Source organism: Sanguibacter sp. 25GB23B1 (assembly GCF_040012415.1).
GTDB lineage: Bacteria > Actinomycetota > Actinomycetes > Actinomycetales > Cellulomonadaceae > Sanguibacter.
Genome location: NZ_JBDYKL010000008.1, coordinates 22,965 through 44,389, shown reverse-complemented (window position 1 = coordinate 44,389; position 21,425 = coordinate 22,965). Strand labels below are relative to the sequence as shown.

Here is a 21,425-nt window from a genome sequence, read left to right as displayed (position 1 = left end):
CCATCTCACGCCGTGCATACGGTGAGATGGGTCCATGCACACCGCGCTCACCGACCCGTGGCGTGCGACGCTCCTCAGCGCCGGGTATGCGCTCGCCGACACGACGCCCGGTGAGACCGTCCCCGTCGTCGTGCGAGATGGGCGCCGCTCCGCGCTGACCATCGTCCCGCTCCCGGACGACGCGGCCCGCGACCGCTGCTCCGAGCACCTCGCCCGCTGGCGCACCGTCGACGACCCTGGTGTCGAGCAGCTCGACGACGCCGTCGACCTGGGTGACGCCGTCGCGCTCCTGCGACCCCTGGCCGACCGGACGCTGGCCGAGTTCGTCGAGCTGCAGGGTCGACTCTCCGCCGGGCAGGCGAGCACGGTGCTCGTCGTGCTCGGCAGGGCGCTCGCACGCCTGCACGCAGGAGGACTCGTCTACGGGCCTCTGACCGCCGCCGACGTCGTGGTCGTCCACGGACAGCCCCGGCTCGTCGTCCCGTCCCCGCAGGCCGGTGCCGACCACCCGCTCCCGGCCTCGCCCGCGGAGGACGCCTATCACCTGGCGGCGCTCACCGACTCGGTCATCGTCGACGCCTACGGTCCACGAGCACCCGCCCACCCAGCAGCAGCCCTGCGCGCCCTCAACCGGACGATCGTCAGTGCGCTGGGCGACGCACGGTCGCGTCCCGGCGTGGGCACGCTCGCCGCGCTCAGCCACGACGTCGCGGCATGCCAGCCGCTCCTCGTCCTCGAGCCGCCGTCGGCCTCACCCGTCCCCGGCGAGCCGCGCGACGAGGACCCACGGGCAGGAGGCAGGCGACGCCGGCCCGTCGCGCTCGCGGTCGGGGGACTCGTCCTGGCCGTCACGGTCGCCGGTGCCTGGTGGGGCGGAGCGGGTCAGGACATCGCGGCTCGGGACCCGAACCCGGTGGCGAGCGCCGACGGTACGGGCACCCCGCAGGTCGACGGCCCGGCAGACGGACCGGCAGCGGCGGCCGTCACGCTGACCGAGGAACGGTTCGACCTCATCGCGCGCCTGACCGCCGCCGACCCGGACATCGACGCCCGTGCATGGGCAGAGATCACCGAACCAGGGTCACCTGCCCATACACAGGCGCTCGACCTGGTGGGCGAGCTGGTCGCCGACGGTGCGTCGCTGACGGGGCTGTCGGCGACCGTGGACTCGGCCACCCTGCTCGACAGCGACGCGTCGAGCGCGCGCGTCGAGGTCGTCTACGCCACGAGCGAGTACGCGGTGCGGCGGGCGGGCGGGAGCGTTGTCGTCCCCGCCAGCGGGCCGCAGGCTGCCGTGCTCACCCTCGTCCGGACCGACGCCGGGTGGCGTGTCTCCGCGGTAGGTGCAGACGGGGCGCAAGGTGTGGTGGGACAGGCGACGGCCTGGCTCGTCACGAGCTCGGGTGCAACCACGCCGCTGCCGACTGCAGCGTCGGGTGGTTGAAGCGAAAGCCTGATCCGGTGAGGACCGCGGGCAGGACCCGCTGCGACCCGAGGATCTCCGACGAGAACTCGCCGAGCGCGACCTTGAGGGCGATCGACGGGACCGGAAGGACCGTGGGCCGGTGGAACGCCGAACCGAGCGCCGCCGTGATCGCCGCGTTCCGCGCCGGTTCCGGTGCCGTGAGGTTGACCGGCCCGCTCACCGGCGAGGAGACGAGGTGACGCAGGGCACGGACCTCGTCCTCGAGGGTGATCCAGCTCCAGAACTGTCGGCCCGAGCCGAGGCGCCCGCCGACACCGAGCCGGACGAGGGGGAGGAGCCTGCCGAGCGCGCCTCCCGACGGCGAGAGCACGATGCCGGACCGGGCGAGCGCGACGCGCACGCCCGCGTCACGGGCGACCGACGTGGCGCCCTCCCACTGCTCGACGACGTCGGCCAGGAAGCCCTCGCCCCGCTCGGACTCCTCGGTGAGGACCTCGTCGCCGCGCTCGCCGTAGATCCCGACGGCCGACGACTGGACGAGCACCGGGGCAGGGTGCTCGGCGGTGCTCAGGCGCTTCGCCAGGAGGGACGTGGTCGAGACGCGCGAGTCGAGGATCGTCCGCCGGTAGGACTCGGTCCACCGGTGGTCGCCCACCCCTGCGCCGGCGAGGTTGACGACCGCGTCGGCACCGGCGAGGGCGTCGCCCGGGAGGTGCCCTCGAGCCGGGTCCCAGGACGTCTGCGAGGGGGAGGATGCGGGGCCGCGCACGAGCGTGCGGACCGTGTGGCCGTCGGCGCGCAGCGCTCGGACCAGCGCTGTCCCGATGAGGCCGCTCGATCCTGCGACGACGACGGTCTGACGGCTTCCAGCGAGTTCAGGCATGGCGCAAGCGTAGGCGGTGGCCGGTCAACGTGCTCGGAGCCGGTGCGCCGGAGTCGGCGTGCGCGTGGTCGACCGGGGCACGGACGACGCAGGGCCCGCGACCGACGGTCGCGGGCCCTGCTCTCCGGGCGGTGCCCGGTGTGGTTCTCAGATCGTCGTCACCGAGCGGTCAGAGACCGACCTCCGACTCGAACGCACCCTCTTCGATGCGGTTCTTGATCGCGACGAGGAAGCGCGAGGCGTCCGCGCCGTCGACCAGACGGTGGTCGTAGGACAGGGAGAGGTAGCAGATGGAGCGGATGGCGATGACCTCCGCGCCGTCGGCGTCCGTGATCACTGCAGGACGCTTGACGATCGTCCCGGTCGCGAGGATGGCCGAGGTGCCACCCGGGACGATCGGCGTGTCGATGAGCGCTCCGCCGGACCCGGTGTTGGTGATCGTGAACGTCCCGCCACCGAGCTCGTCGGGCGTGACCTTGTTGTCGCGGGTGCGCGAGGCGAGGTCGACGATCTTGCGGGCGATCCCGGCGAGGTTGAGGTCGCCCGCGTCCCGGATGACGGGGACGAGCAGACCGCGGGGCGTGTCGACGGCGATGCCGACGTTCTCCTGACCGTGGTAGGTGATCGTGTCACCCTCGAGGACGCCGTTGACCTTGGGGAAGGCCTTGAGCGCCTCGACGGCCGCCAGCGTGAAGAAGGGCAGGAACGTGAGGTTCGCACCCTCTCGTGCCTTGAACGTCTCCTTCGCCTTCGCGCGCAGGCGGGCGATGCGGGTAACGTCCACCTCGACGACGGTGGTGAGCTGCGCCTGGGAGTGCAGCGCGTCGACCATGCGCTCGGCGATGATCTTGCGCAGACGGCTCGCCTTCTCCGTCGTGCCACGCAGCGGCGACACGTCAGGGATGCTCGCTGCCTTGGCGGACGGTGCCGCCGACGCTGCCGGTGCCGACTTGGCTGCCGTCGCGGCGGACTCCTGGGCTGCCTTGTCGGCGGCCTTCTGCGCGGCCTCGAGGACGTCCTCCTTGCGGATGCGTCCGCCGACTCCCGAGCCAGTGAGGGACGAGACGTCGACACCCTTCTCCGCCGCGAGCTTGCGCACGAGCGGGGTGAGGTACGAGCTGCTGCCGCCGGCGGTGGCAGCCGGAGCAGCCGCGGCGGCGGGGGCCGGGGCGGCAGCGGGGGCTGCGGGTGCGGGCGCCTTCTCCGGAGCGGGGGCAGGGGTCGGCGCAGGCGCCTCGTCCTGCGCAGCGACAGCGTTCGCCTCGGCTGCAGGAGTCTCGGCCGGAGCGCTGGGCGCGTGGCCCGAGGACGCGGGAGCCTCGGCGGCGGCCGGTGCGGCAGCGCCGGAGCCGATGATCGCGAGGACGGTTCCGACCTCCACCGTCTCGTCCTCCTGGACGAGGATCTGCTGGACGGTCCCGGCCACCGGTGAGGGCACCTCGGTGTCGACCTTGTCCGTGGAGACCTCGAGGAGCGGCTCGTCGACCTCGACGGTCTCGCCGACCTGCTTGAGCCAGCGGGTGACCGTTCCTTCGGTGACGGACTCGCCGAGGGCGGGGAGCTTGATCTCCTCGCCGTCGCCGGCGGGCGCGTCGCTCGCCGCGGCGGGTGCGGGAGCCTCGGCAGCGGGAGCCGGCTGGGGCTCGGGCTCGGCGGCAGGCGCCTCGGGCGCGGCCTCGGGCTCTGTGGGAGCAGGCTCTTCCGCGGTGGCGCCGTCGCCGGAACCGATCACGGCGAGCGGAGCACCGACCTCGACGGTCTCGTCCTCTTCCACGAGGATCTTCTCCAGGACGCCGGCGAACGGGGACGGGATCTCCGTGTCGACCTTGTCGGTCGACACCTCGAGCAGCGGCTCGTCGAGCGCGACCTCGTCGCCCACGGCCTTGAGCCAGCGCGTAACGGTTCCTTCGGTGACTGATTCGCCCAGTGCGGGCATCTGCACGTTGTCGGACATGACCTTTTCGGTCTCCTTCGATCGCTTGGTCAGTTGTGGGCGTGCAGGGGCTTGCCGGCCAGAGCCAGGAACGCCTCTCCGAGTGCCTCGTTCTGAGTGGGGTGTGCGTGGACGAGAGCGGCGACGTCCTCGGGGTACGCCTCCCAGTTGACGATGAGCTGGCCTTCGCCGATGAGCTCTCCGACGCGGGCGCCGATCATGTGGACGCCGACGACGGGGCCGTCCTTCTGTCGGACCAGCTTGATGAAGCCCTGGGTCGCGAGGATCTTGCTCTTGCCGTTGCCGGCGAGGTTGTAGTCGAGGGTCTCGACGGCGTCGGCCCCGAACTGCTCCTTCGCCTTCGCCTCGGTGAGACCCACGGACGCGATCTCCGGGTCCGAGTACGTCACGCGCGGGATGCCGGACTCGACGATCGGTGCCGGGTTCATCCCGAGGATCTGCTCGGCCACGAAGATGCCCTGCGCGAAGCCGCGGTGGGCGAGCTGCAGGCCGGGGACGATGTCGCCGACGGCCCAGATGTTGCCGACACCGGTGTGCAGCTTCTCGTCCGTGATGACGAAGCCACGGTCGATCGTGATGCCCTGCGCCTCGAAGCCGAGGTCGGCGGTACGGGCACCGCGACCGACAGCGACGAGGAGGAGCTCGGCGTCGAAGGTCTTGCCCGACTCGAGGGTGACGTGCACGCCGTCGTCGTCCTGCGTCACGCCGGAGAACCGGTCGCCGAGGTTGAAGGCGATGCCGCGCTTGCGGAACGCACGCTCGAGAGCCTTGCTGAGGGCCTCGTCCTCGTTCGGGACGAGGTGCGGCAGAGCCTCGACGATGGTCACGTCGGCACCGAAGGAGCGCCAGACGCTCGCGAACTCCGAGCCGATGACGCCGCCACCGAGGACGATGACGGACTTCGGGACGTAGTCGAGCTTGAGCGCCTGCTCGGAGGTCAGGACGCGACCGGCGATCTCCAGGCCGGGCAGCGACCGCGAGTAGGAGCCGGTGGCGAGCACCACGTGCTTGCCGGTGATGCGCTTGCCGTCGACCTCGACGGTGTCCTTCGCCACGAGGGTGCCGTGGCCGTCGACGAGCGTGATGGCCCGCGACTTCACGAGTCCTTGGAGGCCCTTGTAGAGCCCGTTGACCACGCCGTCCTTGTAGCCGTTGACGCCGTTCATGTCGATGCCCTTGAACTCCGAGAGCACGCCGAAGTGGCTGCCGTCTCGTGCGTTGTCAGCGAGCTCTGCGGCGTGCAGGAGGGCCTTCGTCGGGACGCAGCCGTAGTGGAGGCACGTACCACCGAGCTTGTCCTCTTCGATGAGGGCGACCTTCTGGCCGAGCTGGGCGGCACGGAGAGCGGTGGCGTAGCCGCCGCTCCCTCCGCCCAGGACGACGATGTCGAAATCGGTGCCGGGGGTCTCGGCCACGTGCAGCTCCTTAGGCGCTTTGGATGTGGTACTTGCCCATCTTGTCATCAAGGCGACGCTGTCCAAAGCGCAACGCGTCGGATGCGGCTTCTGTGCGGTGTGATCCTCAAGACACCTGTTCACTGTAGGTGGAGGACCCGACCGAGGCTCGCCGGGACGTCCGGGGCGCGATGTAGTCTGCGGGCATGTCACGACTGTCCCGGCTGTTCAGCCGCCGGACCGGCAGGGCCAGCGACGGATCCGGCCAGCCGGACTCCGAGAGTGTCCGTCGGCGCCGCACCCGCGAGCACCTTGCAGAGTTCACCGCCACGCGCGTCGGCGTCGAGGCGTACATCGAGCCGCCGACGGTCGACGAGCCGACGAGCGTCCTGCTCATCGCGACGACGGGGGAGTGGACGCGTCGGCGCGTCCCGGACGCGTCGACCGCACGATCCATCGCCCGGGACCTCGGCATCCCGGTGTACGACGTGAACTTCACCGGCTACCCGCAGCGGATGCGTGACTGGAACTCGGCCCACCGCCGTCGGCAGCGGGACCGTCGGCCGCGCGAGGACTGACCTCGCACGGCCGACCGGCTTCAGCTGACGAGGCTCAGCTCGCGGCCTGCGCCTCGAGGAAGCCCAGCAGGGTTCGCACACCGACTCCGGTGCCACCCACGGGTGTGTAGCCGTGCGCCGATCCTTCGTTGAAGGACGGGCCGGCGATGTCGAGGTGTGCCCACGGGAAGTCGCCGGTGAACTCCTTGAGGAAGAGCCCGGCGACGAGCATCCCACCGAAGCGCTCGCCCATGTTGGCGATGTCGGCCACGGGCGAGTCCATCGACGCGCGGAGCTCGACGGGAAGCGGCATAGGCCAGAACTGCTCACCGGAACCGGTCGCGGCCTCCACGACGGCGGTGCGCGTGGTGTCTGTGCCCATGACGGCGGACACACGGTTGCCGAGGGCGACCATCTGCGCCCCCGTGAGGGTCGCGATGTCGAGGATGATGTCGGGCTTCTCCTCGCCGGCGGCCACGAGACCGTCCGCGAGGACGAGCCGGCCCTCGGCGTCGGTGTTGAGGACCTCGACGGTCTTGCCGCCGCGGATCGTGATGACGTCGGACGGACGCTGAGCCGTACCCGACGGCATGTTCTCGGCGAGGCAGAGCCAGCCGGTCACGGCCACCGGGAGACCGAGCTCGGCGGCGGCGAGGACGGTGTGGAGCACCGCCGCCGCACCGGCCATGTCCGACTTCATGGCCTCCATGCCCTTGGCGGGCTTGATGGAGATGCCGCCCGAGTCGAACGTGATCCCCTTGCCGACGAGAGCGATCTTGGCCTTGGGACGTGAGGGGGCGTAGGTGAGCTTGACGAGGCGGGGGCCGCGCGAGGAACCGAGCCCCACCCCGAGCAGACCGCCGTACCCGCCGGAAGTCAGTGCCTTCTCGTCGAGCACGCTGATCTTCACCCCCGTGCCGCGGACGGCGGCGCGGGCGATGTCCGCGAACGCCGCCGGGAAGAGGTCGTTCGGTGGTGTGTTCACGAGGTCGCGGGTGCCGTTCACGGCCTGAGCGACGACCGACGCACGAACACCGGCCTTCTTGACCGCGGACTGGCGGGCGAGGGGCGTGACCACCGTGATCGCCGTGACCGGGATGCCTGTCGTCGCGGCCTTCCCTGTGCGGTAGGTGCGGAAGGAGTAGGCACCGAGGAGGGCGCCCTCGGCGACCGCCGAGACCTCGCCCTCGTCGGAGGTGGGCAGGGCGAGCGCGACGGACGTCAGGCCGGCGACGGAGCGGACCGCTGCACCGGCGGCGCGGCGGAGACTCTCCGGCGTGACGGCGTCCGCGGCGCCGAGACCGGTGAGGACGAGCACCTTGGCACCCACGCCTGTGGGAGCGGGGATCCGGAGGGTCGAGTCGGCGTCCGCGCTGGCGCCGAGGATCGTCAGGTCGACAGCCGCGCGCACCGGGTCGGGGAACGTGTCGACAGACGCGATCGCGAGTCCCGCGGGGGTGCTGACGACCCCGACGACCAGGGCGTCGACATCGATGGAACGAAGGTCTGAGGTGGTGAGAGTGAGGTCTGGCACGTGTCGATCGTAGCCCGCGTACCGGACGGTAACCTCGTCGTGTGTTCCCACCGCTGACGCTCCTCATCGTGCTCGCCGCCGGCATCCAGGCGGCGTGGGCCGCATGGTTCGTCCTCAAGGACCGCCCCGTGATCCTCAAGCAGCTCTGGGGCGGCGCGGTCGTCGAAGGGCTGCTCGTCGTCCAGGCGATCGTCGCGGCGGGACTGCTCCTCGTCGGCTCCCACGACCACGTCGAGGTCTGGGAGCTCTGGGGATACCTCGTCACCGTCCTCCTCGTGCTGCCGTTCGCCGCAGCCTGGGCCTTTGCCGAACGGACCCGCTGGAGCTCGGTCGTCATGCTCGTCGCAGCACTCACCGTCGCGTTCCTCGAGTGGCGGCTCGTCCAGATCTGGTCGGCATGACGCCATCCTGGACATGGTGTCCTCCGACTCCGGTGCCGGCGGGATAATGGGTGCGGGCTGCGTCGACGGCCTGCGGACGATCGCCGAAGCGAGGACACCTGAGCGTGCTGGACCACACACCTGACCGATCCGACCGTGCCGTACCGCGCACGAGCAGCGGCTTCGGCCGGCTCCTCGTGCTCGTCTACGGGATCCTCGCGGTCGCAGCGACCGCCCGTGGCGCGTACCAGCTCGCGTCGCACGGCGGGGACGCGCCCCTCGCCTATGCGCTCTCGCTCGCTGCGGGCGTCGTGTACGTGGTCGCGACCGTGGCTCTCGCCCGCGGGACGGGGCGCTGGCGGCAGGTCGCCTGGGCCGCGTGCAGCGTCGAGCTCGTCGGCGTTCTCTCGGTCGGGGTCGCGACGCTCGTCGACGAGGCTGCGTTCCCGGACGCGACGGTGTGGTCCTCCTTCGGCAGCGGCTACGGTTACGTGCCGCTCGTCCTGCCCGTCGTGGGCCTCGTCTGGCTGTGGCGAACACGCACCCCCTCACTGACACCCCGAGCGAAGGAACACTGAGCGACGATGGTCTACCACCTCCTGTTCTCCACCGTCCTGTGCCGGATGGATCCCGAGCGTGCGCACACCCTGGCCTTCCGGGCCATCGCGCTGGCCGGGCGCGTGCCGGTCGTCGCCGGAGTCGTCCAGGGGGCGCTCGCGCCCTACCTCCAGCGCGAGGGCGTCCAGGTGTTCGGACGGCGCGTGCCCGGAGTGTTCGGCCTGGCCGGCGGCTTCGACAAGAACGCCGAGGCGATCCGCGGGCTGACGATGCTCGGCTTCGGCTTCGTCGAGATCGGCACCGTCACCGCGCTCGCGCAGCCCGGGAACGACAAGCCCCGCGCGTGGCGAGAGATCGAGCTCGGTGGCCTGCGCAACCGGATGGGGTTCAACAACGAGGGCGCAGCGGCGGCCGCAGAACGCCTGCGCAGCCTGCGGTCGACCAAATCCGGTCGTGCCGTCTTCGTCGGGGCGAACATCGGCAAGTCCAAGGTCACCCCGGCAGCAGCCGCCGCGGCGGACTACGCGACGAGCGCGAGCCTCCTCGCCCCGCTGGCCGACTACCTCGTCGTCAACGTCTCGTCCCCGAACACCCCAGGTCTGCGAGACCTCCAGGCTGTCGACTCGCTCCGACCGATCCTCGTCGCCGTCCGCGAGGCGGCCGACCGGTCCACGGAGGCCGCAGGGCGCCCCCGGATCCCGTTGCTCGTGAAGATCGCGCCGGACCTCGCCGAGCCTGACATCGACGCGGTCGCTGACCTCGTCCTCGAGCTCGGGCTCGACGGTGTCGTCGCCGTGAACACCACGATCCAGCACGACCTGGGAGAGGGAGGCCTGTCCGGTCGACCGCTCCTCGAACGGGGGCTCGCGGTGGTGCGCCGGCTCCGCACGCGGCTCGGGACGAGCCCGGTGATCATCGGGGCGGGCGGCATCGTCGACGCGGACGACGCCCGTGCGTACCTCGACGCTGGTGCGAACCTCACGCAGGGCTATACGGGTTTCATCTACGAGGGGCCCCTCTGGGCACGTCGGATCAACACGGAGCTCTCCCGATGATCCGCCCGCAGTGGGTGTGGGAGATGCTCGATCCCGCGGGGGAGCCGCTCGCCGCACCGGTGAGCCCGGTCTTCACCAACCGCTTCGATGCCGAGCAGTGGCTCGGAGAGCACTGGCGCGAGCTGGCCGGGGGCGGTGTGGACACGGCGCACCTGCTTCACGACGGGCGGCAGGCCGCGCCGGCCGTCCGCCTGTCGACGGAGCTGCGGCCGCCGCAGGACTGAGCCGGACCGGGGTGGACCCGGACCGGGGCGAACGGATCGATCGCGACGCCACGGCGTCCAGCCGGGGGTCCTCAGGCGGGGTCGGTGAGGATCAGACCGGGAACTGGCCGTGCTTGACCTGCGGCTTCGGCAGGCGCGCGCGGCGGATCTGGAAGGCGCGCATGACCGCGTACATCGTCGTGCCACGGATGAGCTGCTCCTCACCGAACTTCGCCACGAGGCGCTTCTTGAGCATCCTCCACATGACGAACGCGTCGATGATGGCGACGAGGACGACGATGTACAGCGCGAGGATGGCACCCAGGGCGAGCGCCGGCGCCTGGTTGGCGAAGAGCGTGATGACGAGGAAGGCCATCGCGAGGAAGAGGAAGTACTCCCCGACGTTCCAGCGCGCGTCCACGTAGTCGCGGATGTACCGGCGGACGGGCCCGCGGTCGCGGTACGGCAGGTTCTTCTCGTCGCCGCTCTGCATCGCCTGGTACTCACGGTCGCGGACCGCACGCTTCTTCTCGCGGTCGGCTTTCGCTGCCGCCCGGCGGTCGTCCGGCACGAGCGGACGCTTGTTCGCCGCCTGGGACTGCTTGCGCGTCGGCGTCGGGCGTCCCTTGCCCACGGACTGCTCGATGTCCGCGGCGGACACGGCGTCGGTGGCGGACGAGTCGTCTGAAGGCTTCTTGCGTGAGAACACGACGTCATCGTAGTCGACGCAACGCCTGCCCCCGAGCGCGATACGGTGCTGTGATGAGCGATCCTCACGACCTCCGTGCCCGTGTCACCTCCCTCTTCCCGGCGCTGCGCGCCGATCTCGAGGCTCTCGTCCGCATACCCAGCGTCTCCGCACCCGCTTTCGACCAGGAGCACGTCGCCGCCAGCGCCGAGGCCGTGGCCGAGCTGCTGCGCGGCACCGGGATGGACGACGTCCAGATCCTCACCGCCGGTGACTCCCGTCCCGCCGTCGTCGCGCGGCGTGCCGCCCCCGCCGGTGCCCCGACCGTCCTCCTCTACGCGCACCACGACGTCCAGCCGCCGGGGAGCGACGCCGACTGGCAGACGCCACCGTTCGAGCCCGTGGAGCGCGACGGCCGGCTCTACGGTCGTGGTGCCGCCGACGACAAGGCGGGCATCATCGCGCACATCGGTGCGCTGCGTGCCCTCGGGGACGATCTCGCGGTCGGCGTGACCGTCTTCGTCGAGGGGGAGGAGGAGATCGGCTCCCCGACCTTCGGCGCTTTCCTGGCGGAGTACGAGGAGCTGCTGCGCGCCGACGTCATCGTCGTCGCGGACTCCTCGAACTGGAAGGTCGGCATCCCCGGGCTGACGACGTCGCTGCGGGGCCTCGTCGACTGCGAGGTCGAGCTGACGGTGCTGTCCCACGCCGTGCACTCCGGTATGTTCGGCGGCCCGGTGCTCGACGCCATCACCCTGCTCGCGCGCCTCGTCGCCACGCTCCACGACGAGGACGGCAACGTCGCGGTCGCTGGGCTCACGCACGCGCCGGACCCTCTCGTCGACTACGACGAGGCCGACTTCCGCGCCGACTCCGGGCTCGTCGACGGTGCGGTGCTCGCCGGGACGGGGCCGATCTCAGCGCGCATGTGGACGCGGCCGGCGCTCTCCGTCATCGGTTTCGACGCCCCGAGCGTCGCGCTGTCCTCCAACACGATCACCCCGCGTGCCACCGCGAAGCTCTCGCTGCGCATCGCCCCGGGACAGGAGCCCGCAGCCGCACTCGCGGCGCTGCGCGAGCACGTCGCGTCGCACGTCCCCTTCGGAGCGCACGTGGAGGTCCGCGACGGCGAGCTCGGCCGTCCGTTCCAGGCACCGACCGACTCCCCTGCCATGCGTGCCGCCCGCGGGGCGTTCGAGGAGGCGTGGGGGACCGCACCCGTGGACATCGGGATCGGCGGATCGATCCCGTTCATCGCCGACCTGCTCGAGGTCTACCCCGAGGCCGCCATCCTCGTCACAGGGGTCGAGGATCCCGACTCGCGTGCGCACGGCGCCGACGAGTCGGTGCACCTGGCCGAGCTGGAGAAGGTCGTGCTCGCTGAGAGCCTGCTGCTGGAGCGGCTCGCCGCGGGACTGTCCTAGCCGAACCGTCGAACCGCCGACAGGTGCCGGGTGGCCCGCTCGCTGCCCGACGCCTGTCGGTCACCGCTCGGCGGTCGGGCCGTCGCTCAGCGGTGGGCGACGTCGACCGCCCGCGCCCACGCGAGGACGTCCTCGGGGAGCTCGGGGCTGGCGACGGACCCGCCTGCCACCAGGTCCGCGATGTCCTGGGCGGGGATCCGGGAGCCGTCCCGGCCCAGGAACCGCCCGGCGATGATCCCGCGTGCGGCGAGGCTGCCCTTCGTCGTGACGACCTGCTCGAGGTAGACGATGCGGGCATCCCAGCCGAGGACCCGGCTCGTGACCTCGACGGGCTCCCAGAGGACGAGCGACCTCTTGTACTTGACCGTCGACGCGGCGACGACCGGGAACCAGCCCTTCGCGTTGAGGAGCGGCATGCCACCGCAGTCGGCGAGGAGATTGGTCCGCGCGGTATCCATCATGTTGAGGTAGACCGCGTTGTTCACGTGCCGGTAGACGTCGAGGTCGCCCGGGCGCACGCGCGTGAGCGTCGTGGACGGGTCGAGGATCGTCTGGCCCGGGATGGCCTTCCGCGGGCGGAAGGTGGCGAGCGCGAGTCTGATCTGACGGGTCACCGGGTCAGGTTACTACGGGTAGCCGACGCTCAGTGCTCGCCGCACGTCCGCGGCGACACCCTCGCTGTCGAGCCTCGCGACGACGTGCAGGGCCGCCTCGATGCCAGGGTGGTCGCCGGCGGCCGTCACGAGATCGCCGTCGTCGACGAGCGGCGACTCGGTGTCGACGAGGGCGCTCGGTTCCGTCCTGGAGAGGGTGTCCAAGAGGTCGCTGCTGCTCGTCACCGCGCGACCGGCGACCAGTCCCGCTGCCGCCAGGACGAGCGTCCCGTCGCGGACACCCACGAGGAGCGACGTCGTCCGTCGCCGCTCCCGGAGCCACTCGAGGTGTGCCTGGTCCGGCACGGCGTCGCGGACCCCCGGACCGCCGGGGTACACGAGCACGTGCAACGAGTCGAGGCCGGTCTCGGCCGCGTCAGGGACGATGCGGAGCCCTGAGGCGAGGACGACGCCCGAGCCGTCGTCGCTGAACGTCACGACCTCGGCCTTGACCGATGCCAGCGCGGCCCACCGCGCGAACACGCTGAACGCCCCGACGACGTCGAGCGCGTCGGCACCGTCGAAGACGTAGACGCCGACGCGGAGCGGCACCACGGCTCTCATCTGTCCTCCTGAGAACGTACGGACGACGTGGTCTCAGGACATACCTAAACCTCAGAGCCCGGGGAGCGCAAGCATCTGGTCGAGCGCGACCCGCGCCCAGCGGGCGTCGTCGGCGTCGACCACGACCTGGTTGATGACACGACCGGCGACGAGCGACTCGAGCGTCCAGACGAGATGGGGGAGGTCGATGCGGTTCATCGTCGAGCAGAAGCACACGGTCGAGTCGAGGTAGTGCACCTGCTTGTCGGGGTGCGCCAGGGCGATCCGCCGGACGAGGTTGAGCTCGGTCCCCAGCGCCCATGCCGAGCCGGGCTCGGCGGCGTCGAGCATCCGGATGATGTACTCGGTCGAGCCGACATAGTCGGCAGCCTCGACGACCTCGTTCTTGCACTCGGGGTGGACGAGCACGTTCACCCCGGGCACCGCCGCCCGGATGTCGGTGACGTTGCGCTCGGAGAAGCGTCCGTGGACGGAGCAGTGCCCGCGCCAGAGGATCATGCGGGCGTCGCGCAGCTGCTGGACGGTGAGGCCACCGCCCGGCTTGCGCGGGTCGAACACGACGCAGTCCTCGGCGCTCATGCCGAGACGGACGAGAGCGGTGTTGCGTCCCAGGTGCTGGTCCGGCATGAACAGGACCTTGCCGCTGCCGTCGATGCCGCCCACGCGGTCGAACGCCCAGCGCAGCGCCACCTCGGCGTTCGAGGACGTGCAGACCGTCCCGCCGCGACGACCGGTGAACGCCTTGATGGCCGCGGTCGAGTTCATGTACGTCACCGGCACGGTGTCCTGCGCGACGCCGGCGTCGACGAGGACGTCCCAGCACTCCTCCACCTGGTCGATCGCGGCCATGTCGGCCATCGAGCACCCGGCAGCGAGATCCGGGAGGAGCACCTGCTGCGCGTCCGAGGTGAGGATGTCGGCGCTCTCGGCCATGAAGTGCACACCGCAGAAGACGATGAACTCCGCCTCGGGACGGGCGGCGGCCTCGCGGGCGAGCTTGAACGAGTCGCCGGTCACGTCCGCGAACGCGATGACGTCGTCCCGCTGGTAGTGGTGACCGAGGACGAACGCACGGTCACCCAGCGCCGCGCGGGCGACCCGCGCCCGCTCGACGAGGTCGGGAGCGCTCGCGGGCGGGAGCTCCCCGGTGCACTCCACGCCGCGCTCGGACGCCAGGTCCGCGGCCTGCCCCAGGAGCAGCAGCGCCGGTGAGGGAGCCGGTTCGGCGAAGGACGAGTTCAGCAGTGTGCTCACGCACCACATCGTCTCACAGCGTCGACGGCATCCGGCGGCTCCGGATGGAGGCAGGATGAGGCCATGCACGTGCTCATCGCCCCAGACACCTTCGGTCCCGAGCTCGGCGCCCGCGCGGCGGGTGCAGCCCTCGCCGAGGGCTGGTCACAGGGCGCGCCCCACGACACGGTCGAGGTCTGCGCGCTCTCTGACGGAGGGCACGGTTTCGCCGCTCTCGTCGCTGACGCGGTCGGTGTCCCTCCCGCGCAGGACGACGTCCTCGTCGTCCCCGGCACGCGCGGAACGTCCACGACGTATATCGACTCGTGTCGATACATCGACGGTGTCCGATCGTCCGTGCACCTCGCCGAGGGCATCGAGCACGCGCTCCGGGCCGGTGCGTCACGGATCGTCGTCGGGCTCCCCGGACCGCACGAGCTCTCGGGCGGACCCGACGCCGGCGCGGGGCTCCTCACGGTTCTCGGCGCGCTCTCGCGGCGGGACGCCGACCGAGCGACCACGGACAGGCTCGGAGCCGTGACGGCAGCCGATCTCGGAGGCCTCGCGGCCGTCCGTGCCCGGTTGCGCGGCATCGACCTCGTCGGTGCCGCAGCGTCCGACGTCCCCCTGCTCGGTCTGCACGGCGCGAGCGCGAGCGCCGCCTCCGCCGGGGTCCTCGGCGCGGAGCAGGCTCACGACCTCGAACGGGCGATCGGACACTTCGCCCACGTGCTCCGTGACGTGCTCGCGGACGCAGCCGACGTGCGGCGTCCGCTCGAGCTCGTCGGCTCGCCGTCGTCGGGCGCGCGGGCCGGCGCGGCACGCGCGCTCACCGGTGCGCCGGGTACGGGCGCCGGCGGCGGCCTGGGTCTCGCGATCTGCGCGCTCGGCGGTCGACTGGTTGGCGGTGCGACCCTGTTCAGCGACGTGGCCCGGACGAGCGAACGGGCAGGCCGGGCCGACCTCGTCCTCACCGCGCGCGGTGAGCTGGACGGGTCCTCCTTCCACGGCTCGGCCCTCGCCGTGGCCGTGGGTGCGGCAGCAGAGTGGGGGGTGCCGTGCATCGCCGTCGCGCGGACGAGCGTCATGAGCCGGCGCGAGCGCGCATCGGTCGGGCTCAGCGCGCTCGCCGACCTGCGGGCTCCCGGGGTCCCGGCCGCGGACGGCCCGCCCACCACGGTCGCGGAGCTCCGCAGCACCGCGGAACGCCTCGCGCGGACGTGGTCTCCCTCGCGTGTGCTCAGGCGCACGTAGACCCGGGCGGGGGGAGAGGGCTTAGGCTGACGGGAACAAAAGATGTCGACGCGCGGTTGGTACCGACGCGGAGCAGCACCCGCCGCGCTGCGGCGCGCGGATGCGCTCTCGATGCCTGACGATCAGTTCACCAGAATCCTTCTGTGGGGAGACACCATGAGCGAGACCACCGAGACTGCCACCCACGGGGTGCTGCTGAGCGACTTCGCGGCCCAGAAGATCCGCGACCTGCTCGAGCAGGAGGGCCGCGACGACCTGCGTCTGCGCGTCGCCGTCCAGCCCGGCGGCTGCTCCGGCCTGATCTACCAGCTGTACTTCGACGAGCGTGTCCTCGACGGTGACGCCCTGCGCGACTACTCGGGCGTCGAGGTCGTCGTCGACAAGATGAGCGTCCCCTACCTCGACGGCGCGACGATCGACTTCGCCGACACGATCGAGAAGCAGGGCTTCACGATCGACAACCCCAACGCGGGCGACGGCTGCGCGTGCGGCGGCTCGTTCAGCTGACCACGCACGGCTGGTTCGGCGGGCGCGAGAGCGGCCTCAGGACGAACCTCAGCACGAACGCAGGGCCCCGGCGACGATCGCCGGGGCCCTGCGTGCGTGCACGACCTCGTCCACGCACCCGTCCGCGGGTCGTGACCTAGGACCGGGCGGCCAGCCGCACGGTCGTCGCGAGGTAGGCCGTGCCGCCCGATCCGCGGTGCTCAGCAGCGTTCTCGACCGTGTGGCCGCGCATCCGGGCCCACGCCGGGACGTCGTGCTCCGCCGCGGGGTCGGTCGACCAGAGCGTGAGGACGCTCCCTGCATCGAGCGCTCGCGCGGCCTGAGCGAGGCGGATCACCGGGAGAGGGCATCGCAACCCCCGAGCATCGACGACGACGGCGTCGTCCGTGCCACTGCCCGTGCCGTCCACCGCGATACCGTCGCCGCTCACAGCCCGTCCACCCCGAGCGTCGAACGGACGCGGGCGACCGCCACGGGCAGCACCGCGAGCAACCGCTCGACGTCGTCCTCGCTCGTCGTGTCGTCGAGCACGATCCGCACGTTGCCGTGCGTGAGGACGCCCATGGCAGCGAGCACGTGGCTCGGCTCCACGGCCGCCGACGCGCACGCGGACCCCGAGCCGACCGTGAAGCCGGCCTTGTCGAGCTCCGTGACGAGCGCCTCGCCGTCGACGAAGAGGCAGGAGAACGTCACCACGTGGGGCAGGCGGTCCGCTGCGGGCCCGACGACCTCGACGTCCGGCACCAGCTCGGGTATGCGTGCCCGCAGACGGTCGACGAGCCGACGGTGCCGTGCCGCGGTGGCCGCACGCTCGTCGTCCCGTGCCTGGAGGGCGACCGCGGCAGCGAAGGCGGACGGGACGCTCACGCCGCCCGGGAACCACCGGTCGGGGTCCTCGGGCCACGTGGGGCTCCATCGGACCTTCTGGCGCACGGCGAGAACACCCACTCCCGTCGGGCCGCCCCAGTCGGCCGGGTCCGCGGCGAGCAGGTCCCAGGCGTCGTCCGTCGGCACGTGACCGACCGCGGCGCCCGCGTCGACGAGGAGCGGCACCCCTGCCGCACGTGCGGCCTCGTGCGCTCGGCCGACCGGCTGGAGCGTGCCGACCTCGCCGTTGGAGTGCTGGAGCGCGGCCAGCGCGACACCCGGCCCTGAGACTGCCACCGCGAACCGTTCGATGTCGACGCGCCCCAGACCGTCGACGGGCACGAGAGTGGTCTCTGCTGCGGCGTGACCGGTGGCAGCGAGCAGGGCCGCCCGTTCCACGGTGGAGGCGACCGCCGTCGTCCCGACCCGCCGTCGCCCGTGCACCGTCGCCGCGACCGCGGCGTGCAGGGCGCTCGTGTGCGAAGGGGCGAGATGGATCTCCTCGGTCCTCGCCCCGAGCGACGCCGCGAAGGCCTCGCGCGCCCCCGCGAGCAACGTGGCTGCCCGCCGTGACTCGGAGTGCAGCCGGCGCGGGTCGGACCAGCCGTCGTCGATCGCCTGCAGGAGCGCTCGCCGCGCGAGGGGGTGGAGCCGGGCGTTGCCTCCCGCGTCGAGGTGGACCCGGCGGGGCGGGGCTGCAGGAGCGGGTTCGGCGAGCACAACGCCACGGTAGCCCGCGACGACGAGCCGCCGGGCCAGGGCGTGGTGACCGGGCGCGACGCGATGACGGACCCGACTTGGTGACAGAGCGGCGCGGGCTGTTAGCAACCCGCGGAAACGGCAGATTTCTCACACTCCGGGGGCGCGCTCACGGCCACCTGGACCGCCGAGGCGCGATACGCTTCGTGTTGTCGAGGACGAAGGTCCTGTGTGCTGCCCGCATCCGGGTCGTGCCAGGACGCGAAGTGAAAGGCCCTCCTTTGCGCTCGGAACGCCCCACCAGCAGCAGGCGGACGATCGGCAGGCTCGTCGTAGCCGCCACGCTCGTCTCCCTTGCCGTCTCCGGATGTGCCCAGGACGCCCAGCGAGGCTTCCTCCCGGGCTACTCGGACGGCCCCACCACCAACAAGACGGACACCATCACCAGCATCTGGGTGGGTTCGTGGATCGCCGCGCTCATCGTCGGCGTCATCACCTGGGGCCTCATGGTCTGGTGCGTGGTGGTCTACCGCAAGCGCCGCGACGACAACACGCTGCCGATCCAGACGCGCTACCACCTGCCGCTCGAGATCATGTACACGATGGTCCCGATCGTCATGGTCGGTGTGCTCTTCTTCTTCACGCAGCGCGACATGTCCGACGTCCGTAACACCTCCGCCGAGCCGGACCTCACGGTCCAGGTCATCGGCAAGCAGTGGAGCTGGGACTTCAACTACGTCGACGAGGACGTGTACGAGACAGGCCAGCACGCGATCGAGCCCGGTGTGATCACCGGTGACCTCGGTGGGGTCGGTACGGACGAGTCGTTCCCGACGCTCGTCCTGCCGGTGGGCCAGAACGTCGAGTTCCAGATCGAGACGCGCGACGTCATCCACTCCTTCTGGATCCCCGCGTTCCTCGACAAGATGGACATGGTCCCGTACCGCACGAACGTCTGGCAGGTGACGCCGCTGCGAGAGGGCGTCTACGCCGGCAAGTGCGCCGAGCTCTGCGGCGACTACCACTCCGGCATGCTGTTCAACGTCAAGGTCGTCTCCGCCGAAGAGTTCGACGCCGAGATGGAGCGCCTCGCCGAGAAGGGCCAGACCGGCCAGCTCGGTCTCGACCTCAACCGCCTGCAGCACCCTGGTTCCACCGCTACGACGGAGAGTGACAACTGATGGTCGACGTCGCAGCACCCCAGGTCGTCCCCGGGCTCTCGACAGGGCGCCAGACGCTCGGTCGCACCGTGATCAAGTGGATCACCTCGACCGACCACAAGGTGATCGGGTACATGTACCTCATCACCTCGTTCATCTTCTTCTGCATCGGTGGCCTCATGGCCCTCGTGATCCGGGCCGAGCTCTTCGAGCCCGGGATCCAGATCGTGCAGAGCACGAACCAGTACAACCAGCTGTTCACGATGCACGGCACGATCATGCTGCTGCTGTTCGCGACCCCGCTGTTCGCCGGCTTCGCCAACGTCATCATGCCGCTGCAGATCGGTGCACCCGACGTCGCGTTCCCGCGGCTCAACATGTTCGCCTACTGGCTGTACCTCTTCGGCGGACTCATCGCGTCCGCGGGCTTCTTCACCCCGCAGGGTGCAGCCTCCTTCGGGTGGTTCGCCTACGCGCCGCTCTCCAACACGACGTTCAGCCCCGGTCTCGGCGGCGACCTCTGGGTGTTCGGGCTCGCGCTCACGGGATTCGGCACGATCCTCGGTGCCGTCAACTTCATCACGACGATCATCACGATGCGTGCGCCGGGCATGACGATGTTCCGCATGCCGATCTTCACGTGGAACACCCTCGTGACGAGCATGCTCGTGCTCATGGCGTTCCCGCCGCTCGCTGCGGCGCTCTTCGCCCTCGGGGCCGACCGTCGTCTCGGCGCCCAGATCTTCAACCCTGAGAACGGGGGAGCGATCCTCTGGCAGCACCTCTTCTGGTTCTTCGGTCACCCTGAGGTCTACATCATCGCCCTGCCGTTCTTCGGCATCGTCAGCGAGATCTTCCCCGTCTTCAGCCGCAAGCCGATCTTCGGGTACAAGGGCCTCATCTACGCGACGATCTCGATCGCGGCGCTGTCCGTCACCGTGTGGGCGCACCACATGTACGTGACCGGCGCGGTCCTCCTGCCGTTCTTCTCCTTCATGACGATGCTCATCGCGGTGCCGACCGGCGTGAAGTTCTTCAATTGGATCGGGACGTTGTGGCGCGGCAAGCTCACGTTCGAGACGCCGATGCTCTGGTCGCTCGGCTTCCTCGTCACCTTCCTCTTCGGCGGGCTGACCGGGGTCATCCTCTCGAGCCCGGTCATGGACTTCCACGTCTCGGACACGTACTTCGTCGTCGCCCACTTCCACTACGTCGTGTTCGGCACCGTGGTCTTCGCGATGTTCGCCGGCTTCTACTTCTGGTGGCCGAAGTTCACGGGGCGCATGCTCAACGAACGCCTCGGGAAGCTCCACTTCTGGCTTCTCTTCGTCGGGTTCCACATGACCTTCCTCATCCAGCACTGGCTGGGTGTGGCCGGCATGCCGCGTCGCTACGCCGACTACATGCCCGAAGAGGGCTTCACCTGGATGAACCAGGTGTCGACGATCGGTTCCTTCATCCTCGCGGCGTCCACGCTCCCGTTCCTCTGGAACGTCTACGTGACCTGGCGCAACGCACCCAAGATCACGGTCGACGACCCGTGGGGCTTCGGTGCCTCACTCGAGTGGGCGACGTCCTGCCCGCCGCCCCGCCACAACTTCGCGTCGCTCCCGCGGATCCGGTCAGAACGGCCCGCTTTCGACCTCCACCACCCGGAGGTCGCGGCGATGGACCACCAGGCCTCCAATCCGACGGTGCTCGACAAGATCTACGGCGAGGCTGACCGGCGCGGCGAGCAGGAAGATGCCGCTCAGCGACTCGCCGACAACGACAGCACGTTGGTCGACCCGCACAAGGACGAGGAAGGCAACCGATGAAGATCGAGAGCAAGCTCTTTACGTACCTGGTCCCGTTCTTCCTCCTCGTGTTCGTCGTGTACGGCTTGTGGAGCGGCTGGGAGCCGGTCGGCTCCGTCGGGCTCCTCCTCACGGGGGCGCTCGTCGGGATGGTGGGCTGGTACCTGGCTGCGACCGGGCGACGCATGGACGCGCGCCCCGAAGACGACCCGCACGGGGAGATCGAGCAGGGCGCCGGCGAGCAGGGTGTCTTCTCTCCGTGGAGCTGGTGGCCGCTGGCGATCGCCGCAGGTGCGGCCGTCACGTTCCTCGGACTCGCGGTGGGCTGGTGGATCGTCGGCGTCGGAGCGGTCTTGTCGATCATCGCCCTCGTGGGCTGGGTGTTCGAGTTCTCACGTGGGCAGCACGCTCACTGAGCCTGCTGAGAGGTGGCCCGTCGCACGACGGCGGTCCCCAGCGCGCAACGTCCTGAGCAGGGTCTCCCAGCGGTCGCCCGATCCGGTCGGGAGGACTCCCTCTGTGGTTCGTGCAGGAGAAGTCTCGTGGTGGCTGGCGTGCGCGCGGTGGTGCCCTGACGGGTCCGGAGGCAGCGATGCCGCGTGGAGGCTGAGCCCCCACGCGGCATCGTCGCGTTCG

Annotated in this window: 22 protein-coding genes; 12 read left to right on the top strand and 10 right to left on the bottom strand. The window is 70.8% G+C overall.

Annotated features, from left to right (window positions below):
- Positions 1–34: 34 nt before the first annotated feature.
- Positions 35–1,444, top strand: coding sequence for a hypothetical protein (locus ABKW26_RS06810; RefSeq protein WP_348592079.1), 1,410 nt, complete (start codon positions 35–37; stop codon positions 1,442–1,444).
- Here the strand turns inward: ABKW26_RS06810 and ABKW26_RS06805 are convergent.
- The 3 genes from ABKW26_RS06805 to lpdA all read right to left on the bottom strand — a co-directional run bounded on the left by ABKW26_RS06805 (position 1,392) and on the right by lpdA (position 5,678).
- Complete coding sequence (locus ABKW26_RS06805) at positions 1,392–2,309, bottom strand: TIGR01777 family oxidoreductase (RefSeq protein ID WP_348592077.1); 918 nt, start codon at positions 2,307–2,309, stop codon at positions 1,392–1,394. The two genes, ABKW26_RS06810 and ABKW26_RS06805, sit on opposite strands and share 53 nt — an antisense overlap.
- Before the next feature lie 169 nt (positions 2,310–2,478).
- Positions 2,479–4,263, bottom strand: coding sequence for a 2-oxoglutarate dehydrogenase, E2 component, dihydrolipoamide succinyltransferase (gene sucB / locus ABKW26_RS06800; RefSeq protein WP_348592075.1), 1,785 nt, complete (start codon positions 4,261–4,263; stop codon positions 2,479–2,481).
- 29 nt (positions 4,264–4,292) lie between these two features.
- Entirely contained in the window at positions 4,293–5,678 is a 1,386-nt protein-coding gene (lpdA, locus tag ABKW26_RS06795) for a dihydrolipoyl dehydrogenase (RefSeq protein ID WP_348592073.1), read from the bottom strand.
- Positions 5,679–5,863: 185 nt separating this feature from the next.
- On the opposite strand from lpdA, the gene ABKW26_RS06790 reads away from it, so the two are divergent.
- The gene (locus ABKW26_RS06790) at positions 5,864–6,235 is read left to right on the top strand and encodes an oxidoreductase (protein WP_348592071.1); all 372 of its coding nucleotides are present in this window, start codon (positions 5,864–5,866) and stop codon (positions 6,233–6,235) included.
- A 34-nt stretch (positions 6,236–6,269) separates the two neighbouring features.
- Here ABKW26_RS06790 and ABKW26_RS06785 read toward each other — a convergent pair whose 3' ends face one another.
- Positions 6,270–7,748: a leucyl aminopeptidase gene (locus tag ABKW26_RS06785; protein ID WP_348592069.1), complete on the bottom strand. Its 1,479-nt coding sequence runs from the start codon at positions 7,746–7,748 to the stop codon at positions 6,270–6,272.
- 41 nt (positions 7,749–7,789) lie between these two features.
- Here ABKW26_RS06785 and ABKW26_RS06780 point away from each other — a divergent pair, with 41 nt between their 5' ends.
- The 4 genes from ABKW26_RS06780 to ABKW26_RS06765 all read left to right on the top strand — a co-directional run bounded on the left by ABKW26_RS06780 (position 7,790) and on the right by ABKW26_RS06765 (position 9,965).
- The gene (locus ABKW26_RS06780; protein WP_348592067.1) at positions 7,790–8,149 is read left to right on the top strand and encodes a hypothetical protein; all 360 of its coding nucleotides are present in this window, start codon (positions 7,790–7,792) and stop codon (positions 8,147–8,149) included.
- 104 nt (positions 8,150–8,253) lie between these two features.
- Positions 8,254–8,706 (top strand): hypothetical protein, encoded by a 453-nt coding sequence (locus tag ABKW26_RS06775; RefSeq protein WP_348592065.1) that lies wholly within the window; start codon positions 8,254–8,256, stop codon positions 8,704–8,706.
- Between the two features lie 6 nt (positions 8,707–8,712).
- Positions 8,713–9,741: a quinone-dependent dihydroorotate dehydrogenase gene (locus ABKW26_RS06770; protein ID WP_348592064.1), complete on the top strand. Its 1,029-nt coding sequence runs from the start codon at positions 8,713–8,715 to the stop codon at positions 9,739–9,741.
- On the top strand, positions 9,738–9,965 hold the full coding sequence (locus ABKW26_RS06765; protein WP_348592062.1) for a hypothetical protein: 228 nt from the start codon (positions 9,738–9,740) through the stop codon (positions 9,963–9,965). Before ABKW26_RS06770 ends, ABKW26_RS06765 begins: the two co-directional genes overlap by 4 nt.
- 91 nt (positions 9,966–10,056) lie before the next feature.
- Here the strand turns inward: ABKW26_RS06765 and ABKW26_RS06760 are convergent, their stop codons facing one another.
- Entirely contained in the window at positions 10,057–10,653 is a 597-nt protein-coding gene (locus tag ABKW26_RS06760) for a DUF3043 domain-containing protein (RefSeq protein WP_348592060.1), read from the bottom strand.
- 53 nt (positions 10,654–10,706) lie between these two features.
- Here ABKW26_RS06760 and ABKW26_RS06755 point away from each other — a divergent pair, with 53 nt between their 5' ends.
- Positions 10,707–12,056, top strand: coding sequence for a dipeptidase (locus ABKW26_RS06755; RefSeq protein WP_348592058.1), 1,350 nt, complete (start codon positions 10,707–10,709; stop codon positions 12,054–12,056).
- Positions 12,057–12,142: 86 nt separating this feature from the next.
- On the opposite strand, the gene ABKW26_RS06750 is transcribed toward ABKW26_RS06755, so the two are convergent.
- From ABKW26_RS06750 to nadA, 3 genes are read right to left on the bottom strand one after another with little or no spacing between them, the layout of a single operon-like run.
- Positions 12,143–12,670 (bottom strand): acyl-CoA thioesterase, encoded by a 528-nt coding sequence (locus tag ABKW26_RS06750; RefSeq protein WP_348592057.1) that lies wholly within the window; start codon positions 12,668–12,670, stop codon positions 12,143–12,145.
- A gap of 12 nt (positions 12,671–12,682) precedes the next feature.
- Entirely contained in the window at positions 12,683–13,273 is a 591-nt protein-coding gene (locus ABKW26_RS06745) for a DJ-1/PfpI family protein (RefSeq protein WP_348592055.1), read from the bottom strand.
- 51 nt (positions 13,274–13,324) lie between these two features.
- Positions 13,325–14,536, bottom strand: a complete 1,212-nt coding sequence (gene nadA / locus ABKW26_RS06740) for a quinolinate synthase NadA (RefSeq protein ID WP_348592053.1) — start codon at positions 14,534–14,536, stop codon at positions 13,325–13,327.
- 54 nt (positions 14,537–14,590) lie between these two features.
- Here nadA and ABKW26_RS06735 point away from each other — a divergent pair, with 54 nt between their 5' ends.
- Together ABKW26_RS06735 and ABKW26_RS06730 are read left to right on the top strand one after the other, a co-directional pair.
- Positions 14,591–15,760 (top strand): glycerate kinase, encoded by a 1,170-nt coding sequence (locus ABKW26_RS06735; RefSeq protein ID WP_348592051.1) that lies wholly within the window; start codon positions 14,591–14,593, stop codon positions 15,758–15,760.
- Positions 15,761–15,916: 156 nt separating this feature from the next.
- On the top strand, positions 15,917–16,267 hold the full coding sequence (locus ABKW26_RS06730) for an iron-sulfur cluster assembly accessory protein (RefSeq protein WP_348592049.1): 351 nt from the start codon (positions 15,917–15,919) through the stop codon (positions 16,265–16,267).
- Between the two features lie 136 nt (positions 16,268–16,403).
- Here the strand turns inward: ABKW26_RS06730 and ABKW26_RS06725 are convergent, their stop codons facing one another.
- Both ABKW26_RS06725 and ABKW26_RS06720 read right to left on the bottom strand, forming a co-directional pair.
- Positions 16,404–16,697: a sulfurtransferase TusA family protein gene (locus ABKW26_RS06725; protein WP_348592047.1), complete on the bottom strand. Its 294-nt coding sequence runs from the start codon at positions 16,695–16,697 to the stop codon at positions 16,404–16,406.
- Positions 16,694–17,854, bottom strand: coding sequence for an aminotransferase class V-fold PLP-dependent enzyme (locus ABKW26_RS06720; protein ID WP_348592046.1), 1,161 nt, complete (start codon positions 17,852–17,854; stop codon positions 16,694–16,696). Before ABKW26_RS06720 ends, ABKW26_RS06725 begins: the two co-directional genes overlap by 4 nt.
- A 245-nt stretch (positions 17,855–18,099) precedes the next feature.
- On the opposite strand from ABKW26_RS06720, the gene coxB reads away from it, so the two are divergent.
- From coxB to ABKW26_RS06705, 3 genes are read left to right on the top strand one after another with little or no spacing between them, the layout of a single operon-like run.
- Positions 18,100–19,014, top strand: coding sequence for a cytochrome c oxidase subunit II (coxB, locus tag ABKW26_RS06715; protein ID WP_348592044.1), 915 nt, complete (start codon positions 18,100–18,102; stop codon positions 19,012–19,014).
- A complete protein-coding gene (ctaD, locus tag ABKW26_RS06710) occupies positions 19,014–20,810 on the top strand; it encodes a cytochrome c oxidase subunit I (protein WP_348592042.1) in 1,797 nt (598 codons plus the stop codon). Before coxB ends, ctaD begins: the two co-directional genes overlap by 1 nt.
- Entirely contained in the window at positions 20,807–21,205 is a 399-nt protein-coding gene (locus tag ABKW26_RS06705; protein ID WP_348592040.1) for a cytochrome c oxidase subunit 4, read from the top strand. The genes ctaD and ABKW26_RS06705 overlap by 4 nt, the downstream gene beginning before the upstream one ends.
- Positions 21,206–21,425: the final 220 nt, after the last annotated feature.